Here is a 20,071-nt window from a genome sequence, read left to right as displayed (position 1 = left end):
CGGTCTCGCCCGGTCCGGCTTAACTCCCGGCCGCTAGTTTTGCTATCACGGGTTCATTTGCCGGAGGAAAATCTTCGGCGACGAGCGCGCTTTGCGCTATCCAGCGCCCTGGCTGCCCCTCTTTCCCCCACGGCTCGCCATCCCAGCTTTCCACCAGCCAGAACCACAGCGTTATATGACGGTCGGGAAACTGATACTCCAGCTTATCGAACAGGCTGGAAGCTCTCACTGTAATACCCACTTCTTCCTGTAGTTCACGCACTAAGGCCTGCTCTGACGACTCGCCCTCTTCAATTTTCCCACCAGGAAATTCAAGCTTATTCGCCATATGCGCGTCGGCAGCTCGCTGGGTGATGAAAATTTCGCCTCGCGCATTGCGGATAATACCGACGGAAATCTGTAGTGTTTTCATTGTGCTTCTTCCATAAAAAAGGCGCAGATATCTGCGCCCTTGTATTCAACGTTGTTGAGCTTAGCTCAGACGACCGTGGCACTGCTTATATTTTTTTCCAGAGCCGCACGGACAAGGATCGTTACGGCCCACTTTACGCTCGCCGGTTTGTTCAGCCAGCGCGGCCGCAGCTGCGCTCTCATCGTCCTGATGGCTCAGCTGTTGCATCTGCGCCAGACGCTCAGCGTCTTCACGACGCTGCTGCTCCATCGCTTCCACCTCTTCCGGCATCCGCACCTGAACTTTGCTCAGCGTGCTGATCACTTCGTATTTTAGTGATTCCAGCATTGCAGCAAACATAGAGAAGGATTCACGCTTATATTCCTGCTTCGGATCTTTCTGCGCATAGCCGCGCAGATGGATACCCTGACGCAGGTAGTCCATCGCCGCCAGGTGCTCTTTCCACAGTGAGTCCAGCGTTTGCAGCATGACGCCTTTTTCGAAGTGACGCATCATCTCAGCGCCAACCACTTCTTCCTTACGCTGATAGGTTTCAATGGCGCTCTGCAGAATGCGCTCGCGTAGCGTTTCTTCATGCAGCTCCGGTTCTTTATCCAGCCACTCTTTGAGCGGCAGATCGAGGTCGAAGTCATTTTTCAGACGTTCTTGCAGTCCTTCCACATCCCACATTTCTTCCAGCGACTGCGGAGGAATATGGGCATCGATAGTGGCTTTAAATACGTCTTCACGAATGCTGTTGATCGTTTCGCTCACGTCGGTCACGTCGAGCAGTTCATTACGCTGGGTGTAAATAGCGCGACGCTGGTCGTTGGCCACGTCATCATATTCCAGCAGCTGCTTACGGATATCGAAGTTGCGGCTCTCGACTTTGCGCTGGGCATTGGCAATCGCCTTGGTCACCCAAGGATGCTCGATAGCCTCACCCGGCTTCATACCCAGTTTACGCATCATGCCGGACACGCGGTCAGACGCGAAGATGCGCATCAGGGCATCTTCCATCGACAGATAGAAACGGGAAGAACCCGCATCCCCCTGACGACCTGAACGGCCGCGCAGCTGGTTATCGATACGGCGAGATTCATGGCGCTCGGTCCCGATGATATGCAGACCGCCGGCGGCCAACACCGCATCGTGGCGAACCTGCCAGTCGGCTTTGATCTGAGCAATCTGTTCCGGCGTCGGGTCTTCCAGCTGGGCGACTTCCGCCTGCCAGCTACCGCCGAGCATGATATCAGTACCACGGCCCGCCATGTTGGTCGCAATGGTCACTGCTGATGGGTAGCCCGCCTGAGCAACGATGTCCGCTTCGCTGGCGTGGAATTTCGCATTCAGCACGTTGTGCTTGATGCCCGCTTTCGTCAATTCTTTGGAGACCACTTCTGATTTTTCGATTGAAATGGTACCCACCAGCACCGGCTGACCCGCAGCGGTACGCTCTTTAATATCTTCGATAATGGCCTGAATTTTTTCCGCTTCGGTCATATAAACCAGGTCCGCCATGTCTTTACGAATCATCGGGCGGTTGGTCGGAACCACAACGGTATCCAGCTTGTAGATCGAGCTAAATTCAAACGCTTCGGTATCGGCGGTACCGGTCATTCCTGCCAGCTTCTCGTACAGGCGGAAATAGTTCTGGAAGGTAATTGAAGCCAGCGTCTGGTTCTCGTTTTGAATCTCAACGCCTTCTTTCGCTTCCACCGCCTGGTGCAGGCCATCAGACCAGCGACGTCCCTGCATCGTACGGCCGGTATGCTCGTCGACGATGATAACTTCGCCATCTTTAACGATATAGTCAACATCACGGGTAAACAGCACGTGCGCGCGCAGCGCGGCGGTCACGTGGTGCATCAGCATGATATTGGTCGGAGAGTACAGCGACTCGCCTTCATCCATAATGCCTTCATTGACCAGCAGCTCTTCAATCAGCACCAGACCGCGTTCGGTCAGGTTAACCTGGCGCGCTTTCTCATCAACGGAGAAATGCCCTTCGCCGGTAAAGGTCTCGGAGTCTTCTTTTTCCTGGCGGATCAGATGCGGGATGATTTTGTTCACTTTCTTATACATTTCCGAACTGTCTTCAGCCGGGCCAGAAATGATAAGCGGGGTACGTGCTTCATCGATGAGGATGGAGTCGACTTCATCCACCAGCGCATAGTGCAGTTTGCGCTGTACGCGTTCTTCAGGGCTGAACGCCATGTTGTCGCGCAGATAGTCAAAGCCATATTCGTTGTTGGTGCCGTAAGTAATATCGGCGGCGTAGGCTTCGCGCTTGGCTGGCGCAGGCAGGCCAGACATGTTAATCCCAACGCTCATACCGAGGAACTCAAACAGCGGACGGTTGTTCTCCGCATCACGCTGCGCCAGATAGTCGTTGACGGTGACCACGTGAACACCTTTGCCGGTCAGCGCATTAAGATATGCTGGTAAGGTGGCGGTCAGGGTTTTACCTTCACCAGTGCGCATTTCCGCAATGCAGCGCTCGTTGAGGACCATGCCGCCCAGCAGCTGAACGTCAAAGTGACGCATGCCGAAGACGCGCTTACTGGCCTCACGTACAACGGCAAAGGCTTCCGGGATCAGGCTCTCAAGGCTTTCACCTTTTTCCAGACGCGCGCGGAACTCAGCGGTTTTCGCTTTCAGTTCGTCATCGGAAAGTTTTTCCATGGCCGGTTCCATGGCGTTGATAACGTTGACGGCTTTGCGCATACGACGCAGCGTACGGTCGTTACGGCTACCGAATACTTTAGTTAATAATTTGATTAGCATAATAAAATCTCAAACGCCCCGCAGTGCGGAGTCACAAAAAATGGAATGGTCCGTATTTGTTTCAGCTGAGACGTTGAGGCCCGGCGCGTATGCCCGTAACCTGGCTTATCCAGGTACAGACGCGAAACGCACATTGGGAGAAGGTGGGATTGTATGCCACCAGGTGAACGATGACCGGAGGTTTACTCTCCTGCGTCAACAGCGCGCTAAGCGTATCGAGGAGCGCGAGATGCTGCGCCTGCAGCGGTGAAGACTCCTCAGCTACCGGCAGCGCCTGCGGCGCCATCGCAAAAGAGAGATGGCGGATGACCGTACGAATGGCATGCTGATGCCAGTAATCAACGGTAAAATTTGGCCGACGACTGGAAGACTCCAGTAGCGCGAGCTGAGAAAAATTGACTTTAGCAGGGTTGTGGTTGCTGGAAGTTGTTTTTGCCGGCGACGCGGTCTCATGCTCATGGCCGTTGCTAAGCGCAGGCAGGCCAAGGCTAGCCGCGACCATCCCCAACAGGAGATGCGGCCAGAAATACCTTCTGCCAAACTGTCGCCAGCGCGTCAGCAATCCACTCACTTAACTTACCTTTTGTTGGTAACAACCCTGATAAATATTTTGCGTCCAAATACTAACATTAATACGCCATCACGGCAGCAGGAATGAGGGCTCGGGCGGGGTAAAAACGTCTAAAAAAGGAACGAACGCGCAGTAAAGACGGGTAAAACTGGAAGCTGGGTGCAGCGGAAACGCAAAAAGAAAACGACTGGTTCCCTGGCCGGAGAGAGTACCAGGTTACCAGTCGAATTTACTACAGGATCTGGCTTATGCCAGAACCAGTGTCGGCGCGCGGAACGCCAGCGGCATCTCTGCGTCGTCCTCGAAGGTCACATACTCCCAGGCTTCCTGTTTTGCCAGAACAGCCTGCAGCAGTTTGTTATTCAACGCATGGCCGGACTTGTACGCCGTAAATGCACCGATAATATTGTGACCGCACATAAACAGGTCGCCAATCGCATCCAGCATTTTATGACGGACAAATTCGTCTTCAAAGCGCAAACCGTCTTCGTTCAGTACGCGATAATCGTCAACAACGATGGCACAATCGAAGCTGCCGCCCAGGCACAGGCCGCGGGACTGCAGATATTCGATATCGCGCATGAAACCAAAGGTACGCGCACGGCTAATCTGGCGCATAAACGCATCGGCCGAGAAGTTCATTGCGTAGCGCTGGCTGCTGGAGTCAATCGCCGGATGGTTAAAATCAATGGTGAAGTCCAGTGAAAAACCATTATACGGTTTGAATTCAGCCCATTTATCGCCATCTTCGACGCGAACGGTCTCTTTGATACGCACAAATTTCTTAGCGCAGTTCAGTTCATCGATGCCGGCATCCAGCAACAGATAAACGAACGGAGCCGCACTACCGTCCATAATCGGGACTTCCGGGGCATCGACTTCAATAATAATGTTGTCGATACCTAAGCCAGCCAGGGCAGCATTAAGGTGCTCAACCGTCGATATCCGCACGTCATGCTCGTTGACCAGGCAAGTACAGAGCATGGTATCACGCACAGATTTGGCATCAGCCGGAAAATCAACCGGTGGATTCAAGTCGGTGCGACGATAGATGACCCCGGTATTTGCCGGCGCAGGGCGTAACGTCAGGGTGACTTTCTTGCCGGTATGCAAACCGACGCCAGTCGCCTGAACGATACGTTTAAGAGTCCTTTGTTTGATCATCGTATAATCTCGCCAAGTTACCTATCCAACCGAAGTGTACTATACATTCGGCAGGCCAGTTTAGCACAAAGAGCGCAGATGCCCAACTTCCAGCCAATTCTTAATCGGCTTGCTTACGCAGGAAGGCTGGAATATCCAGATAATCCGGCTCTTTTGCGGTTTGCGGCGTATTGTCGTTTACCACTTTCGAAACCGGTTTCTGCTCTTGATTCAGTGGGGACATGCCGTGCTGCTGGTAACGATCCATCACCGGCTGCTGAACCTGCTTGTTGGTGACCAGGGTAATTTCCGGACGTTTGTCCATACCGATACCGGTGGCAACCACGGTTACGCGCAGTTCGTCGTTCATATCCGGGTCCAGAGAGGTACCGATAACCACGGTCGCGTTATCCGAAGCAAATGCACGGATCGTGTTACCCACGGTTTCGAACTCATCGAGACGCAGATCGAAGCCAGCGGTGATGTTAACCAGGACGCCGCGGGCGCCGGACAGATCGATATCTTCCAGCAGCGGGGAAGAGATAGCCATTTCAGCCGCTTCTTCCGCACGGTCTTCACCGCTCGCTACGCCGGAGCCCATCATCGCATAGCCCATTTCAGACATCACGGTACGTACGTCCGCAAAGTCGACGTTCATCAGGCCTGGGCGCGTAATCAGTTCAGCGATACCCTGCACCGCGCCTTTCAGCACGTCGTTAGCCGCACCGAAGGCGTCAAGCAGCGAAATACCGCGCCCCAGAACTTTCAGCAGCTTATCGTTCGGGATGGTGATCAGAGAATCCACGTGCTTGGACAGCTCGGTGATACCCTGCTCGGCGAATGCCATACGCTTCTTGCCTTCAAAATTGAACGGCTTAGTCACGACGGCAACGGTCAGGATGCCTAAATCTTTGGCGACTTCAGCAACCACGGGCGCAGCACCGGTTCCGGTCCCGCCGCCCATACCTGCTGCGATAAACACCATGTCGGCGCCATCAAGAGCAGCACGCAGCGCTTCACGGTCTTCATCCGCTGCGTTACGACCCACTTCCGGGTTTGCGCCTGCGCCCAGCCCCTTGGTAATACCGCTGCCGATCTGGATAGTCTGGCCAACAGCCGTTTTGCGCAGTGCCTGCGCGTCGGTGTTCACCGCGAAAAATTCAACACCCTCAATGCGCTCGCGCACCATGTGCTCAACGGCGTTACCGCCGCCGCCACCGACGCCGATGACTTTAATCACCGCGTCGTTGGTCAGTTCCATAGGTTCAAACATAATTTCTCTCTCCGTTGTGCCTGTCGCCTGAGAACGCTAATTTTCTGCGTTCTCTTAAAAAATTAAAACTCTTTTCGCAACCAACTGTTGAGTCGTTTGATCCACGACCCGACCGTTACGCGTTTTTCCACTTCTGCTTCACCACTGAGATGAGATTCCTTCCCGTAGTGCAGCAGCCCAACCGCCGTCGAGTAATACGGTTCCTGGGCATAATCCGTTAATCCGGTAATGTTCAGCGGCGCGCCAATTCGCACCTGCGTGTGAAACACGCGCTGCGCACAGGCGGCAAGCCCTTCAATTTGCGCCGCACCGCCGGTTAATACAATTCCTGCCGCCAGATGATGCTTGACGCCCTGCTGACGAAGCTGTTCCTGCAGTTGCAGAATCTCTTCATTCACGAGGTTGAGCAATTCGGTATAACGCGGCTCAATAACCTCTGCCAGAGTCTGACGCTGCAGGCTGCGGGGTGGACGCCCACCCACGCTCGGCACTTCGACGTTTTCATCTTTACCAACGATGGAGCCCAGCGCGCAGCCGTGGCGCACTTTAATGGCTTCGGCATCGCTCGGCGGCGTACCGAAAGCGTAAGCAATATCGCTGGTCACAACGTTCCCCGCATAAGGGATCACTTTGGTATGACGCAGCGCGCCGCCGGTATACACCGCGATATCCATTGTACCACCGCCGATATCCACCACGCAGACACCCAGTTCACGTTCATCTTCCGTTAATACGGAATAGCTGGCGGCTAAACCGGCGAAAATGAGCTGGTCGACTTTCAGACCGCAGCGCTCCACCGCTTTGACAATATTTTTCGCCATATCGTTATGGCAGGTAATCAAATGCACTTTTGCCTGCATACGTACGCCAGACAGGCCGACGGGGTTTTTTATCCCCTCCTGGTAGTCAATAGCGTACTCTTGCGGAATAACGTGCAGAACGCGGTGTTCATCGCGCACGCGAACCGATTTGGCGGTATGCACCACGTTCTCGACGTCATCCTGAGTGACTTCTTCTTCAGAAATCGGCACCATACCAATTTCATTTTGACAGCTGATATGCTTGCCTGAAAGCGCCAGATAGACTGACGAGATCTGGCAATCCGCCATCAGTTCAGCCTGGTCAATGGCGCGCTGTACGCATTTCACCACGGATTCCAGGTCGTTCACTCCGCCTTTATCCATACCACGCGATGGGCAACTGCCCACGCCAATGATATTAATCATACCGTCGGGCAGAACTTCCCCTACTAAAGCGGCAACCTTAGCGGTGCCAATCTCCAGTCCAACTACCAGTTTTCTGTCCGTCGCCTTGATCATTGTTGTTCTGCCTGTGCCTGATTCTGTTGTTGATTAGTTTCCTCTGCGGGAACCGGTACCCAACCGACTGCCGCTCCCGAGTCATAACGCAAATCAACGTAGCTTATCCGTTTGCCGTCGGTCTGCGCCTGCTGCTGAAGAACCGGGTAGAGTTCCATAAAGCGCTGAAGCCGTTTCATGGTGTCGCCTCGGCCAAGATTGAGCTTAATATCGTTATTAAGCGTCAATTGCCAGGAGCGACGCGCGGTCATTGCCGCCACTTTCAACGTGAATTTATCCTTTGCCAGCACCTGCCCCATGTCACGGTACCCCTGAAGAACTTCGTTCTCACTACCTTCCGGGCCGTATAACATCGGTAAATTCTGTTTACTGGTGCGATCTGACGGCACGCTGAAAGAATTGCCTTCGACGTCTACCATATGCTGATCATTCCAGCGCGCAATCGGCACATATTCAACCAGATGAATCTTCAATTCGTCCGGCCATTGCTTTCTGACGCTCGCCTGCTTAATCCACGGCAGGCGTTCAATCTGGCTTTGAATAATATTGACGTCCTGAGTCATAAAGGTGCCCGGCGACCCCAATGCCAGTATCGCCTGACGGATATCATCGTTGCGCGTGTAGTGACGCTCTCCGGTGACGACCATCTTCGACAGCGGTAACCGCTGTGCATCTTCCATCCAGCCCAGAACCATCCAGCCGCTGACCAGCACGGTACAGAGCACCGCCAGCAGGAAGAAAATACCTGCCAGACGAGAGCCATTACTTCGACGCGAAGAAGATTCTTCTTCCTCTTCGTGGTTCCGCGTATTCAGCGCAGCCTGCGACATATCACCCCGCCAGGTCCAGAATTCGTACAACAAGCTGCGAGAAGCTCATCCCTGCCTGACGCGCCGCCATCGGCACCAGGCTGTGGCTGGTCATGCCAGGAGAGGTGTTAGCTTCCAGCAGATAAAACTGGCCATCGCTGTCCAGCATCACGTCAATTCTTCCCCATCCCTTGCAGCCAAGGCTATCCCAGGCTTTTTGCACCAGAGCCTGGATTTCTGACTCACGCGCGGGATCTTCGAAGCCTGGGCAGAAATATTGCGTCTCATCAGAGAGATACTTTGCTTCATAATCATAGAAGGTTCCAGCCGCCTGGATACGTATTGACGGCAAAATTTCTTCTCCAACCATAGCGACGGTAAATTCCGGACCACTGAGCCATTTTTCAATCAGAACTTCATCATCATGCTGAAAAGCCAGCGCCAATGCATTTTGTAATGCGCAACTTTCGCTGACTTTTGACATACCGACGCTGGAGCCTTCCCGGCTCGGCTTAACAATCAGCGGCAGTCCGAGAGCCAGGAGTTGCTGTTCAACGTCAGCAGAAAGCCCTGCCTCGAACTGTTTACGGGTTAGCGCAACCCACGGCGCAACCGGCAGTCCGGCGCCCTGCCACAGTAATTTGCTGCGCAGCTTATCCATTGAGATCGCTGAAGCCATCACCCCGCTGCCGGTGTAGGGAAGCTGAATCAGCTCCAGCAGCCCCTGCAACGTACCATCTTCACCGCCGCGACCATGCAAGGCAATAAACGCTTTCTTAAAGCCCATATTTTTCAATTGGGTAATATCAACGTCGCGCGGGTCGACCGGGTGCGCATCAACGCCGGCTTCACGCAGGCCGGCGAGCACCGCAGAACCTGAATTGAGAGAGACTTCACGTTCAGCGGAGGTTCCGCCAAAGAGGACCGCGATTTTATCAGCCATGGCGCTCCTCCTGCGTTTTTTGCGGTTGCAATTTGATTTCCGCCAGGTGACGGGCGATTTTACCGATATTTCCCGCCCCCTGCACCAGCACCAGATCGTTGCCGGTCAATACTGATGCCAGCATCTCTGCCGCTTGCGCCGGATCGGAAACCAGAATCGGGTCGACTTTTCCGCGGCCGCGAATCGTACGGCACAGCGAGCGGCTATCAGCGCCAGGAATGGCGGCTTCGCCAGCAGAATAAACGTCCAGCATCAGCAGAGCATCAACCTGGGTCAGTACGTTGGCAAAATCGTCGTACAGGTCGCGCGTACGGGTAAAACGGTGCGGCTGAAACAACATCACCAGATTTTTATCCGGCCAGCCCGCTCGCGCCGCTTTGATAGTGGCATCCACTTCCGTAGGATGGTGGCCATAATCATCGATCAGCATCGCGGTTCCCGTTTTACCGTTAACCTCAGCTAACGGATATTCGCCGAGGAAATCAAAACGACGCCCGGTACCCTGGAAGCTTTCCAGCGCGCGCAGGATCGCTTCATCATCAATGCCCTCTTCCGTCGCAACGGCCACCGCTGCCGCTGCGTTAAGCGCGTTGTGGCGACCCGGTGCGTTCAGCGTCACCTGAATGACGTCTTTATCCTGACGGACCAGGCGGAAATGCCCCTGAGCGCCGACCTGACGATACTCTTCCACGCGAACGTCAGCATCATCGCTAAAACCGTAGGTGGTGAGCTGGCGACCAACGCGCGGCAGCAGCTCGCGAATCACCGGATCGTCCACGCACATCACCGCGCGTCCATAGAACGGCAGGTTATGCAGGAAGTTGATAAACGTCTGCTTCAGGTTTTCGAAGTCGCCGTGGTAGGTATCCATATGATCGGCTTCGATATTGGTCACGATAGCAACCATCGGCTGTAAATGCAGGAACGAGGCGTCGCTTTCATCCGCTTCGGCAATCAGGTAACGGCTGTGTCCAAGGCGCGCATGCACGCCAGCGGCTTTCACCAGACCACCGTTCACGAAGGTCGGATCAAGTCCAGCCTCTGCATAAATACTTGAGACCATCGCCGTAGTTGTGGTTTTGCCGTGCGTGCCGGCAATGGCAATGCCGTGGCGAAAACGCATCAGTTCCGCCAGCATTTCAGCGCGACGAATAACTGGAATACGCGCTTCGTGAGCGGCGACGATTTCCGGGTTATCCGCAGAAATCGCGCTGGAAACCACGACAACGCTCGCATCGCGCACGTTTTCAGGGCGATGATTGAAATAAATCGTGGCGCCAAGCTGAGTCAACTGTTGGGTCACCGGATTCGGCGCCAGGTCGGAGCCGCTAATCTGATAACCTTCATTGGCCAGAACTTCGGCAATACCGCCCATGCCGGCACCGCCAATGCCAACAAAGTGAATGTGCCGGACGCGACGCATCTCGGGCACTATGGAACGCAGTTTTGCCAGATCTTGTGTATTCATTCTTTACGCCATCAACTTCTTTATTCGGACGGTGATCATCACCGCGATTAGCGCGCCAGTGCTGCGGCGCTCACTTCTTCCGCTACCCGTTCGGTAGCATCCGGAATCGAGGCTCTACGCGCTCGCTCCGCCATATCCAGCAGCGTTTCGCGATCCCAGCCAGCCAGGGTTTGCGCGACGGCATCCACGGTAAACTGCGGCTGCTCGAGGATCTTCGCTGCACCTGCCTTCTCTAACGGCAGGGCATTCCAGTACTGCTGACGATCTTTGTGCTGGAAAGGCACAAACAGCGCCGGTAAACCCGCGGCGGCAATTTCGCTCACCGTCAGCGCCCCGGAACGACACACGACAACATCGGCCCAGGCGTAAGCCGCCGCCATGTCGTCAATAAATTCGGTCACTTTGTGCTGCGGCTGCCCGGCATCGGAATAGGCCCGCTGTACGGTTCCCTGCCCACCTTTACCGCTCTGGTGCCAGATGGTGACAGTAGAGCCCAGCTTCGCCGCCACCTGCGGCATCGTCTGATTGAGCACGCGAGCGCCCTGCGAACCGCCGACGACCAATACGCGAATTGGCCCCTGACGCCCGACTAAGCGCTGTTCCGGCAGCGGGAGCGCCAGCACATCGGTGCGAACCGGGTTGCCCACAACATCGGCATGCGGGAAAGCGCCGGGGAATGCCTGCATCACTTTTTTGGCAATTTTCGCCAGCCACTTATTCGTCAGACCGGCAATTCCGTTCTGTTCATGCAGGACCACCGGGATCCCCAGCGACCATGCCGCCAGTCCGCCGGGGCCGGACACATAGCCGCCCATTCCCAGCACCACGTCCGGTTGAAAACGCTGCATAATCGCCCGCGCCTGGCGCCAGGCGTTGAATATCCTAACCGGCGCCAGCAGCTGCGCCTTCAGGCCTTTGCCGCGCAGGCCGGAAATCTGAATGAAGTCAATTTCAATGCCGTTCTTCGGCACTAAATCCGCTTCCATACGATCCGCGGTACCCAGCCAGCGAACCTGCCAGCCCTGGTCCATTAAATGGTGCGCAACCGCCAGCCCCGGGAACACGTGTCCTCCGGTACCGCCCGCCATCACCATTAACCGCTTTTCCTGACCGCTCATCGAACACCCCGTGTAAACGCCTGGGCTTTTTCCAGACGCGTTTCATAATCAATTCGTAACAGCAACATGATGGCCGTCGACATAATCAGCAGGCTCGAGCCACCGTAGCTGATCAGCGGCAGCGTCAGGCCTTTAGTTGGCAGCATTCCCGCTGCCGCGCCGACGTTAACCAGCGCCTGAAAGCTGAACCAGATCCCAATGGCGCAGGCCAGAAAACCGGAGAAACGGTGGTCAATCTCCAGCGCTTTGCGGCCAATGGACATGGCGCGAAAAGCGACGAAGAATACCATTAAAAGTGCGAGTACCACACCGATATAACCGAGTTCTTCACCGATAATGGCGAAGATGAAATCGGTGTGCGCCTCGGGCAAATATTCGAGCTTCTGGACCGAGTTACCCAGGCCCTGCCCCCACATTTCGCCGCGGCCAAAGGCCATCAGCGACTGGGTGAGCTGGTAGCCGCTGCCGAATGGATCTTCCCACGGGTTCCAGAAAGAGGTCACGCGGCGAATACGGTACGGTTCAGCCAGAATCAGCAGTACGACTGCCGAAAGCCCCATCCCGATAATCGCGATAAACTGCCACAGCTTGGCCCCCGCAAGGAACAGCATGGCCAGAGTCGTGACAAACAGCACCACGACGGTACCGAGGTCAGGCTGCGCCAGCAGTAAAATCGCCAGCACGAAAATCACGCCCATCGGCTTTAAGAAGCCGCGCAGGTTGTTACGCACTTCGTCGCCTTTACGCACAAGGTAGTTGGCGATATAGCAGAACAGCGACAGCTTGGTGAACTCCGCAGGCTGGATACGCAGCGGCCCCAGCGCAATCCAGCGCGAGGCCCCGTTAACCGAGCTGCCGACCACCAGAACAATCAGCAGCATGACGATAGAAGCAATCAGCATTGCAGTACTGTGGCGCTGCCAGAACTCCATTGGCAGGCGCAGCGTCACCATCGCCAGCCCTAGCGCCAGCAGAATGTATAAGCCATCGCGCTTGGCAAACAGAAACGGATCGTTCGCCAGACGCTGGCCTACCGGCATCGACGCCGAGGTCACCATGATGAAGCCGATTGCGGCCAGGCCAAAAGTCAGCCACAGCAGCATCCGGTCATACATCACCAGGCTATCGGTATCTTTTTGCCGTGAGCCCATCACCCAGCCTTTCAGCGCGGCGAACAGCCATGCGAAAATAAACATTCCCGGCAGACGCGGCAGTCTTAGCCGTGGCATTTTCAGGCGCGGGAGTGATAAACGCATCAACCTAACTCCTTCGCCAGGCGAGCAAAGATGTCGCCGCGTTGTTCAAAGTTTTTAAACTGATCGAGGCTGGCGCACGCGGGAGACAGCAGCACCATATCGCCCGGGACAACCTGCGGCGCAATCTGGCGCATCGCCTGCTCCATCGTTTCCGTTTGCACAGCGACATCCGGGCGCAGCGCCGCCAGCTGCGCGCCGTCGCGTCCGAAGCAGTACAGGCGAATGTTGTCGCCGGTCAGGTAACGGCTTAACGGCGTGAAATCAGCGGATTTCCCGTCTCCGCCCAGCAGCAGATAGAGCGTTCCATCAAGATGCAGCCCATTGAGCGCCGCTTCGGTACTGCCGACGTTGGTGGCTTTAGAATCGTTGATCCAGCGCACGCCGTTGTGCTCCAGCACCAGTTGGAAACGATGCGCCAGCCCGGTGAATGTGGTTAGCGCTTTCAGGCTGCTGGCGCGCGGCAAACCCGCGGCGTCAGCCAGGGCCAGGGCCGCAAGAGCGTTACTGTAGTTGTGCTGGCCGCTAATCTTCATCTCTTTGACGTTAAGCACTTTTTCGCCTTTGACGCGCAGCCAGGTTTCGCCCTGCTGGCGGTTCAGGTGATAGTCGCCAACGTCAACGCCGAAGCTGATGCAGCGCTCGTCCGCGCCGCGTACCGGCATGGTTAACGCATCGTCGGCATTGACGATACAGGCCCGCGCATTCTCGTAAATTCGCAGTTTGGCGGCGCGGTACTGCTGAAGCCCCAGCGGATAGCGGTCCATATGATCTTCGGTGACGTTCAGGATCGTCGCCGCTACCGCCCGCAGGCTGGAGGTAGTTTCCAGCTGGAAGCTTGAAAGCTCCAGAACATAGAGTTCGCGTTCAGGATCCAGCAGCATCAGCGCCGGCAGGCCAATATTGCCCCCAACGCCAACGTTCATACCCGCTGCTTTCGCCATTTCTCCCACGAGGGAAGTCACGGTGCTTTTACCGTTAGAGCCGGTGATCGCAACGACAGGCGCCTGCGCCTCGCGGCAAAACAGTTCGATATCACCGACAATTTCCACCCCAGCATCCGCCGCGGCGCTCAGGGAAGGATGCGCCAGAGCGATACCCGGACTGGCGACAATCAGGTCTGCCGTCAACAGCCAGTCTTCATTAAGACCGCTAACATAGCGCTCAACAGCTTCCGGCAGTTTATCCAGCCCCGCCGGCGCAACGCGGGTATCCATCACCCGCGGCGTCACGCCGCGAGCCATGAAAAAGTCCACGCATGACAGGCCGGTCATACCCAGCCCAATAATGACGACTTTTTTACCCTGATAATCTGCCATGATTAACGTACCTTCAGCGTCGCCAGGCCAATCAGCACCAGCATCAGCGAAATAATCCAGAAACGCACGATAACGCGCGGTTCCGGCCAGCCTTTCAGTTCATAGTGATGGTGAATCGGCGCCATGCGGAAAATGCGCTGACCGCGCAGCTTGAAGGAACCGACCTGCAGAATCACCGAGAGCGTTTCCACCACAAATACGCCCCCCATAATCACCAGCAGGAATTCCTGGCGCAGCAGCACGGCGATAATACCCAGCGCGCCGCCGAGTGCCAGCGAACCCACATCGCCCATAAAGACCTGTGCCGGATAGGTGTTAAACCACAGGAAGCCCAGACCCGCGCCAACAATCGCCGTACAGACGATCACCAGTTCACCGGCGTGACGCAAATAAGGAATATGCAGGTAGTTGGCGAAGTTCATGTTACCGGTCGCCCAGGCCACCAGTGCGAAGCCGGCGGCAACGAATACGGTTGGCATAATCGCCAGCCCATCGAGGCCGTCAGTCAGGTTGACCGCATTACCGGTCCCAACGATAACAAAATAGGCCAGCAGGACGTAGAACAGGCCCAGCTGCGGCATCACGTCTTTAAAGAACGGCACCACCAGCTGAGTCGCCGGCGTATCTTTACCTGCCATATACAGCGCAAAGGCAACGCCCAGCGCAATCACCGACATCCAGAAGTACTTCCAGCGCGCAATCAGGCCTTTGGTATCTTTACGCACCACTTTGCGATAGTCATCGACAAAGCCGATGATGCCGTAGCCGACGAGAACCGTCAGTACGCACCAGACGTAGGGGTTGGATGGGTAAGCCCACAGCAGAACGGAGACAACAATGGCGGTCAGGATCATGATCCCGCCCATGGTTGGCGTACCGCGCTTACTAAAGTGAGATTCCGGGCCATCGTTACGTACAACCTGGCCAAAGGAGAGTTTTTGCAGACGGGCGATCATGCGCGGGCCCATCCACAGCGAGATGAACAGCGCGGTCAGCAGGCTGACAATGGCGCGAAACGTCAGGTAGGAAAAGACGTTAAAGCCTGAATAATATTTGACCAAATGTTCGGCCAGCCATACTAACATGTTCCGTTCTCCTGTAATGCGCGTACTACCACTTCCATGGCGGCACTACGTGAACCTTTCACTAAAATGGTCATAATTTTATGTTCTGCGGTAAGCTCGCGCAGGCGAGTCACCAGCGCGGCCTTCTCGCTAAAATGTTCGCCAACTCCGCTGGCGCCGCTGATTTCTGCGCTCAGCGTACCGACGCTCAGTACGCGATCGAGCCCGGCCGCTTTTGCCGCTTCGCCCACCTGACGATGGCACGCCTGGCTTTCCGCGCCGAGTTCAGCCATATCGCCGACGACCAGTACCCGATAGCCCGGCATCTCAGACAGCACCTGTACCGCGGCGGTTAGCGAGCCAACGTTGGCGTTATAGGAATCATCCAGCAGGAGCTGGCTGTCGGTCAGTTGGATCGGGAATAAACGCCCTGGTACTGCTTGCAGATCTTTCAGACCCGCTTTGATCGCCTCATGCGTCGCACCAACCGCCATTGACAGCGCCGCTGCGGCCAGCGCATTAGCGATGTTATGGCGCCCCGGGAGCGGTAGCAGGACATCAACGCTGCCCGATGGGGTTTGCAGGGTAAATTCAGTCCCATGCGACGTCACGTGTACGTTGGTTGCGGTGAAATCGCTGTTGGCGGCATTCGGCGAAAAACGCCAGGTTTTACGCTCGCCAATTACGCTTTGCCAGTTCAGCCAGTCATTATTGTCGGCGTTCATAATCGCGATGCCGTTGAGCGGCAGGCCGGTGTAAATTTCGCCTTTAGCTTTCGCCACGCCTTCCAGAGAGCCAAAACCTTCCAGGTGGGCAGCGGCCAGGTTATTCACTAACGCGGCTTCGGGGCGGGTCAGGCTAACGGTCCAGGCAATTTCGCCCTGATGATTAGCGCCTAACTCGATGACCGCGTAGTCATATTCCTGGGTGAGGCGCAGCAACGTCATCGGCACGCCGATATCGTTGTTCAGGTTACCTGCGGTATACAGCGTATTCCCGCACTGGCTCAGAATCGCCGCGGTCATCTCTTTGACCGAGGTTTTTCCGGAAGATCCGGTCAGCGCGACTACGCGCGCCGGAACCTGCTGACGCACCCATGCGGCCAGTTCGCCAAACGCGAGGCGCGTATCCTTCACCACTACCTGCGGTAAATCGCAGGCCAGCTGACGACTGACCAGCAGCGCGCCCGCGCCGGCAGCTTTCGCCTGTTCGGCAAAATCGTGAGCATCAAAACGCTCGCCTTTTAGCGCCACGAACAGGCAGCCCGCCGTGACTTTACGGGTATCGGAGGTGACGTCATCAATCGCCACATCGCGGCCGTGCAGCTCGCCGCGCGTGATGTCGGCGAGCTGGCTGAGAGTCAAGCGAATCATGCTACCGTCCCCAGCAAACGCGCCACGGTGACACGGTCAGAATAATCGAGCCGGCGATTGCCGACGATTTGATAGTCCTCGTGGCCTTTGCCCGCCACCAGAACGACGTCGTTTTCTTTCGCCTGCATCACTGCATTCGTCACCGCTTCCGCACGCCCCTCCACCGCTCTGGCATGGCCCGCGTCCAGCATGCCGGCCAGAATATCGTTAATAATCACCCGCGGCTCTTCAGTGCGCGGGTTGTCATCGGTGACAACCACAATATCGGCAAACTCTTCGGCGATAGCGCCCATTAGCGGACGCTTGCCTTTGTCGCGATCCCCGCCGCAGCCGAATACGCACCACAGCTTACCGCTGCAGTGCAGACGCGCCGCCTGCAGCGCCTTTTCCAGCGCATCGGGCGTGTGGGCATAATCAACGACCACGGTCGGTTTACCCGGCGCGGCGAACACTTCCATACGCCCGCATACCGGCTGCAGGCGCGCGGCGGTTTTCAGCAGATCGGCAAGCGGATAACCCAGCGCCAGCAGGGTGGCTAACGCCAGCAGCAGATTGCTGACATTAAAGGCGCCCATCAAGCGGCTTTCTATCTCGCCGTTACCCCAGCTGGAAGCAAACTGAACGGTTGCGCCGCTGTCGTGATAGTTCACTGCAGTGGCTTTGAGCCAGCGGCCACGGCAGTTCGGGTTAATGTGATCTTCCATCGATACGGCAACCGCATCCGGCAGTTTCGCCAGCCAGCGGCGACCGACTTCATCGTCCGCATTAACAATCGCCTGACCGCAATGGTGAGTTGAGTAGAGCAGCCATTTTGCCGCTTCGTAATGCTCCATATCACCGTGGTAATCAAGGTGATCGCGGCTCAGGTTGGTGAAGACCGACGCGGCAAACTGCAGCGCGGCGACGCGGTGCTGCACCAGGCCGTGAGAGGAAACTTCCATCGCGGCGAACGTTGCCCCCTGCCCTGCCAGGCCAGAAAGGACGTGCTGAACGTCAACAGCCGAACCGGTGGTGTTTTCCGTTGGGATAACTTTCCCCAGCAGGCCATTGCCTACGGTTCCCATTACCGCACTGGTTTCGCCAAGCAGCTGCGCCCATTGCGCCAGCAGTTGCGTCGTGGTGGTCTTACCGTTAGTTCCGGTGACGCCCACCAGGCGCAGTTGTTCTGAAGGCTGATGGTAAAAACGCCCGGCCAGCGCGGATAAGCGCTCGTTGAGTTGGCTGAGATAGATAACCGGCACCCCGTGCATTTCACGGATCTCGCCGTCATGGGCCTCATCTTTGGCCTCAGCAATAATGGCAGCAACACCTTGCGCTATCGCCTGCGGGATATAACGACGCCCGTCCGCCTGATGACCTAAAACCGCGACAAAAAGATCGCCAGAAGCAGCCACCCGGCTGTCCAGCGTCATTTCTCGCAGAATTCGCTCCGGCGCATTTGGCACCCACGGAGCGAGAAGGTCGCGCAAATTACGATCTGCCACCTGTTCCCTCGCCTTGATTAATCACTAATTCACTTTTTTCAGCCGTTGCCAGCGCATCCGGTTCAATGTTCATGGTACGCAGCACGCCGCCCATGATGGCACCGAAGACCGGCGCGGAAACGGCGCCGCCGTAGTATTTGCCCGCCTGCGGATCGTTGATCACCACCACCAGCGCAAAGCGCGGATGGCTGGCGGGCGCAACGCCTGCGGTGTAAGCAATATATTTGTTGATGTAGCGGCCATCCGGCCCTACTTTTTTCGCCGTACCGGTTTTAATGGCGATGCGATAGCCTTTGATCGCCGCCTTCACGCCGCCGCCGCCGGGCAACGCCACGCTTTCCATCATGTGAACAACGGTACGAACGAGTGATTCCGGGAAGACGCGCTCGCCCGGAACCGGTGGATCAACTTTGGTAATCGACAGCGGGCGATAGATGCCGTAGCTGCCGATCGTTGCGTAGACTCGCGCTAACTGTAACGGGGTTACCATTAGCCCATAGCCGAAAGAAAAGGTGGCCCTCTCTATGTCAGACCACCGTTGTTTTTGAGGGTATAAGCCACTGCGTTCTCCGACCAACCCCAAATTGGTCGCTTTTCCAAGCCCAAAACGTGAGTAAGTATCTACTAACGCTGAGGACGGCATCGCTAACGCCAGCTTAGAAACACCGACGTTACTCGACTTCTGTAGCACCCCGGTCAGGGTCAATTCGCTGTAGCGCGCCACGTCTTTGATTTCGTGGCCGTTAATTCGGTAAGGTATGGTATTCAGCACGGTATTTTCGTTAACAATGCCGCGCTGAAGGGCCGTCATCACCACCATCGGCTTCACCGTTGAACCCGGCTCAAACACGTCGGTAATGGCGCGGTTACGCATGGTATCTTTAGACGTGCCGGCGAAATTATTCGGGTTGTACGAAGGACTGTTAGCCATTGCCAGCACTTCGCCGGTGTTGACGTCGACCAGAACCGCTGTGCCTGACTCCGCCTTGTTGAACGCCACTGCATTGTTCAGTTCGCGATAAACCAGCGCCTGGAGGCGTTCATCGATGCTCAGCGCCAGGTTATGCGCGGCCTGGCTATCGGTGGACGAAATATCTTCTATTACCCGGCCATAGCGGTCTTTACGTACGATACGCTCGCCGGGCTGGCCGGTGAGCCACTTATCGAAGCTCTTCTCAACGCCCTCAATCCCCTGGCTATCAACGTTAGTGAAGCCAATGAGGTGAGCGGTTACTTCGCCCGACGGATAGTAGCGGCGGGACTCTTCCCGCAGGTGAATCCCCGGCAGCTTCAATTTACGGATGTAGTCGGCCATATCAGGGTTCACCTGACGCGCCAGGTAGATGAAACGCATCCGTGGGTTGGTATTGATGCGCGATGCCAGCTGATCCAGCGGCATATTCAGCGCATCGGCCAGCGCCTTCCAGCGGTTGTCCAGGGTGACGCCGCCCGCTTCATGCAGCTCTTTCGGGTCAGCCCAGATCGCTTTTACCGGTACGCTCACCGCCAGCGGACGGCCGGAACGATCGGTTATCATTCCGCGCGCGGTAGAAACCTCCTGCACGCGCAGAGAACGCATATCGCCCTGGCGTACCAGCATGTCCGGGCTAATCACCTGTAGCCAGGCCACGCGGCCCAGCAGGAAGCCCAGCGCCAGCAGAATACAGCCGCACAGCAACGCAAAACGCCAACTGATAAAGTTGGCCTGTTCTTCCTGACGTTTTGCTTTTGGCGTTTTCGGCGCTGCTTTCATGCG

General features: G+C 56.3%; 16 protein-coding genes. All 16 read right to left on the bottom strand.

Going from position 1 to position 20,071, the window contains the following annotated elements; translation table 11 throughout:
- Positions 1 to 19: 19 nt before the first annotated feature.
- The 16 genes from mutT to KO1_RS18790 all read right to left on the bottom strand — a co-directional run bounded on the left by mutT (position 20) and on the right by KO1_RS18790 (position 20,068).
- On the bottom strand, positions 20 to 412 hold the full coding sequence (gene mutT / locus KO1_RS18865) for an 8-oxo-dGTP diphosphatase MutT (RefSeq protein ID WP_024273728.1): 393 nt from the start codon (positions 410 to 412) through the stop codon (positions 20 to 22).
- 60 nt (positions 413 to 472) lie between these two features.
- Positions 473 to 3,178, bottom strand: a complete 2,706-nt coding sequence (gene secA, locus KO1_RS18860) for a preprotein translocase subunit SecA (RefSeq protein WP_004108109.1) — start codon at positions 3,176 to 3,178, stop codon at positions 473 to 475.
- A 61-nt stretch (positions 3,179 to 3,239) separates the two neighbouring features.
- A complete protein-coding gene (gene secM / locus KO1_RS18855; protein ID WP_004108110.1) occupies positions 3,240 to 3,749 on the bottom strand; it encodes a secA translation cis-regulator SecM in 510 nt (169 codons plus the stop codon).
- A gap of 246 nt (positions 3,750 to 3,995) precedes the next feature.
- On the bottom strand, positions 3,996 to 4,913 hold the full coding sequence (gene lpxC / locus KO1_RS18850; RefSeq protein WP_004098599.1) for a UDP-3-O-acyl-N-acetylglucosamine deacetylase: 918 nt from the start codon (positions 4,911 to 4,913) through the stop codon (positions 3,996 to 3,998).
- A gap of 100 nt (positions 4,914 to 5,013) precedes the next feature.
- Entirely contained in the window at positions 5,014 to 6,165 is a 1,152-nt protein-coding gene (gene ftsZ, locus KO1_RS18845) for a cell division protein FtsZ (protein ID WP_004108111.1), read from the bottom strand.
- A gap of 62 nt (positions 6,166 to 6,227) precedes the next feature.
- A complete protein-coding gene (gene ftsA, locus KO1_RS18840) occupies positions 6,228 to 7,484 on the bottom strand; it encodes a cell division protein FtsA (RefSeq protein ID WP_004098594.1) in 1,257 nt (418 codons plus the stop codon).
- Positions 7,481 to 8,314 (bottom strand): cell division protein FtsQ, encoded by an 834-nt coding sequence (gene ftsQ, locus KO1_RS18835; RefSeq protein ID WP_004108112.1) that lies wholly within the window; start codon positions 8,312 to 8,314, stop codon positions 7,481 to 7,483. The genes ftsA and ftsQ overlap by 4 nt, the downstream gene beginning before the upstream one ends.
- Position 8,315: 1 nt before the next feature.
- Positions 8,316 to 9,236 carry a D-alanine--D-alanine ligase gene (locus tag KO1_RS18830; RefSeq protein WP_004108113.1) on the bottom strand — a complete coding sequence of 307 codons (921 nt, stop codon included), beginning with the start codon at positions 9,234 to 9,236 and terminating at the stop codon, positions 8,316 to 8,318.
- Positions 9,229 to 10,704: a UDP-N-acetylmuramate--L-alanine ligase gene (gene murC / locus KO1_RS18825; RefSeq protein ID WP_004108115.1), complete on the bottom strand. Its 1,476-nt coding sequence runs from the start codon at positions 10,702 to 10,704 to the stop codon at positions 9,229 to 9,231. The genes KO1_RS18830 and murC overlap by 8 nt, the downstream gene beginning before the upstream one ends.
- Before the next feature lie 47 nt (positions 10,705 to 10,751).
- Positions 10,752 to 11,822, bottom strand: coding sequence for an undecaprenyldiphospho-muramoylpentapeptide beta-N-acetylglucosaminyltransferase (murG, locus tag KO1_RS18820; RefSeq protein WP_016807523.1), 1,071 nt, complete (start codon positions 11,820 to 11,822; stop codon positions 10,752 to 10,754).
- Complete coding sequence (gene ftsW, locus KO1_RS18815; protein ID WP_004098587.1) at positions 11,819 to 13,078, bottom strand: cell division protein FtsW; 1,260 nt, start codon at positions 13,076 to 13,078, stop codon at positions 11,819 to 11,821. Before ftsW ends, murG begins: the two co-directional genes overlap by 4 nt.
- Entirely contained in the window at positions 13,078 to 14,394 is a 1,317-nt protein-coding gene (murD, locus tag KO1_RS18810; RefSeq protein WP_064407081.1) for a UDP-N-acetylmuramoyl-L-alanine--D-glutamate ligase, read from the bottom strand. The genes ftsW and murD overlap by 1 nt, the downstream gene beginning before the upstream one ends.
- 2 nt (positions 14,395 to 14,396) lie before the next feature.
- Positions 14,397 to 15,479 (bottom strand): phospho-N-acetylmuramoyl-pentapeptide-transferase, encoded by a 1,083-nt coding sequence (mraY, locus tag KO1_RS18805; protein ID WP_004098585.1) that lies wholly within the window; start codon positions 15,477 to 15,479, stop codon positions 14,397 to 14,399.
- Complete coding sequence (gene murF, locus KO1_RS18800) at positions 15,473 to 16,831, bottom strand: UDP-N-acetylmuramoyl-tripeptide--D-alanyl-D-alanine ligase (RefSeq protein ID WP_024273726.1); 1,359 nt, start codon at positions 16,829 to 16,831, stop codon at positions 15,473 to 15,475. Before murF ends, mraY begins: the two co-directional genes overlap by 7 nt.
- Positions 16,828 to 18,315 carry a UDP-N-acetylmuramoyl-L-alanyl-D-glutamate--2,6-diaminopimelate ligase gene (murE, locus tag KO1_RS18795; protein WP_024273725.1) on the bottom strand — a complete coding sequence of 496 codons (1,488 nt, stop codon included), beginning with the start codon at positions 18,313 to 18,315 and terminating at the stop codon, positions 16,828 to 16,830. The genes murF and murE overlap by 4 nt, the downstream gene beginning before the upstream one ends.
- Complete coding sequence (locus tag KO1_RS18790) at positions 18,302 to 20,068, bottom strand: peptidoglycan glycosyltransferase FtsI (protein ID WP_004098582.1); 1,767 nt, start codon at positions 20,066 to 20,068, stop codon at positions 18,302 to 18,304. The genes murE and KO1_RS18790 overlap by 14 nt, the downstream gene beginning before the upstream one ends.
- Positions 20,069 to 20,071: the final 3 nt, after the last annotated feature.

The organism is Klebsiella oxytoca NBRC 105695, from assembly GCF_001598695.1.
Taxonomy (GTDB): domain Bacteria; phylum Pseudomonadota; class Gammaproteobacteria; order Enterobacterales; family Enterobacteriaceae; genus Klebsiella; species Klebsiella oxytoca.
Note: the sequence above shows the minus strand (reverse complement) of the source record. Positions and strands in the feature narration are given on the sequence as shown.

Excerpts from the sequence above, each read along its gene's own strand:
- murC (WP_004108115.1), bottom strand. The coding sequence starts at position 10,704 with ATGAATACACAAGATCTGGCAAAACTGCGTTCCATAGTGCCCGAGATG.
- KO1_RS18790 (WP_004098582.1), bottom strand. The coding sequence starts at position 20,068 with ATGAAAGCAGCGCCGAAAACGCCAAAAGCAAAACGTCAGGAAGAACAG.
- ftsA (WP_004098594.1), bottom strand. The coding sequence starts at position 7,484 with ATGATCAAGGCGACGGACAGAAAACTGGTAGTTGGACTGGAGATTGGC.
- lpxC (WP_004098599.1), bottom strand. The coding sequence starts at position 4,913 with ATGATCAAACAAAGGACTCTTAAACGTATCGTTCAGGCGACTGGCGTC.
- secA (WP_004108109.1), bottom strand. The coding sequence starts at position 3,178 with ATGCTAATCAAATTATTAACTAAAGTATTCGGTAGCCGTAACGACCGT.
- murD (WP_064407081.1), bottom strand. The coding sequence starts at position 14,394 with ATGGCAGATTATCAGGGTAAAAAAGTCGTCATTATTGGGCTGGGTATG.
- ftsW (WP_004098587.1), bottom strand. The coding sequence starts at position 13,078 with ATGCGTTTATCACTCCCGCGCCTGAAAATGCCACGGCTAAGACTGCCG.
- murG (WP_016807523.1), bottom strand. The coding sequence starts at position 11,822 with ATGAGCGGTCAGGAAAAGCGGTTAATGGTGATGGCGGGCGGTACCGGA.
- mutT (WP_024273728.1), bottom strand. The coding sequence starts at position 412 with ATGAAAACACTACAGATTTCCGTCGGTATTATCCGCAATGCGCGAGGC.
- murF (WP_024273726.1), bottom strand. The coding sequence starts at position 16,831 with ATGATTCGCTTGACTCTCAGCCAGCTCGCCGACATCACGCGCGGCGAG.
- ftsZ (WP_004108111.1), bottom strand. The coding sequence starts at position 6,165 with ATGTTTGAACCTATGGAACTGACCAACGACGCGGTGATTAAAGTCATC.
- ftsQ (WP_004108112.1), bottom strand. The coding sequence starts at position 8,314 with ATGTCGCAGGCTGCGCTGAATACGCGGAACCACGAAGAGGAAGAAGAA.
- KO1_RS18830 (WP_004108113.1), bottom strand. The coding sequence starts at position 9,236 with ATGGCTGATAAAATCGCGGTCCTCTTTGGCGGAACCTCCGCTGAACGT.
- mraY (WP_004098585.1), bottom strand. The coding sequence starts at position 15,479 with ATGTTAGTATGGCTGGCCGAACATTTGGTCAAATATTATTCAGGCTTT.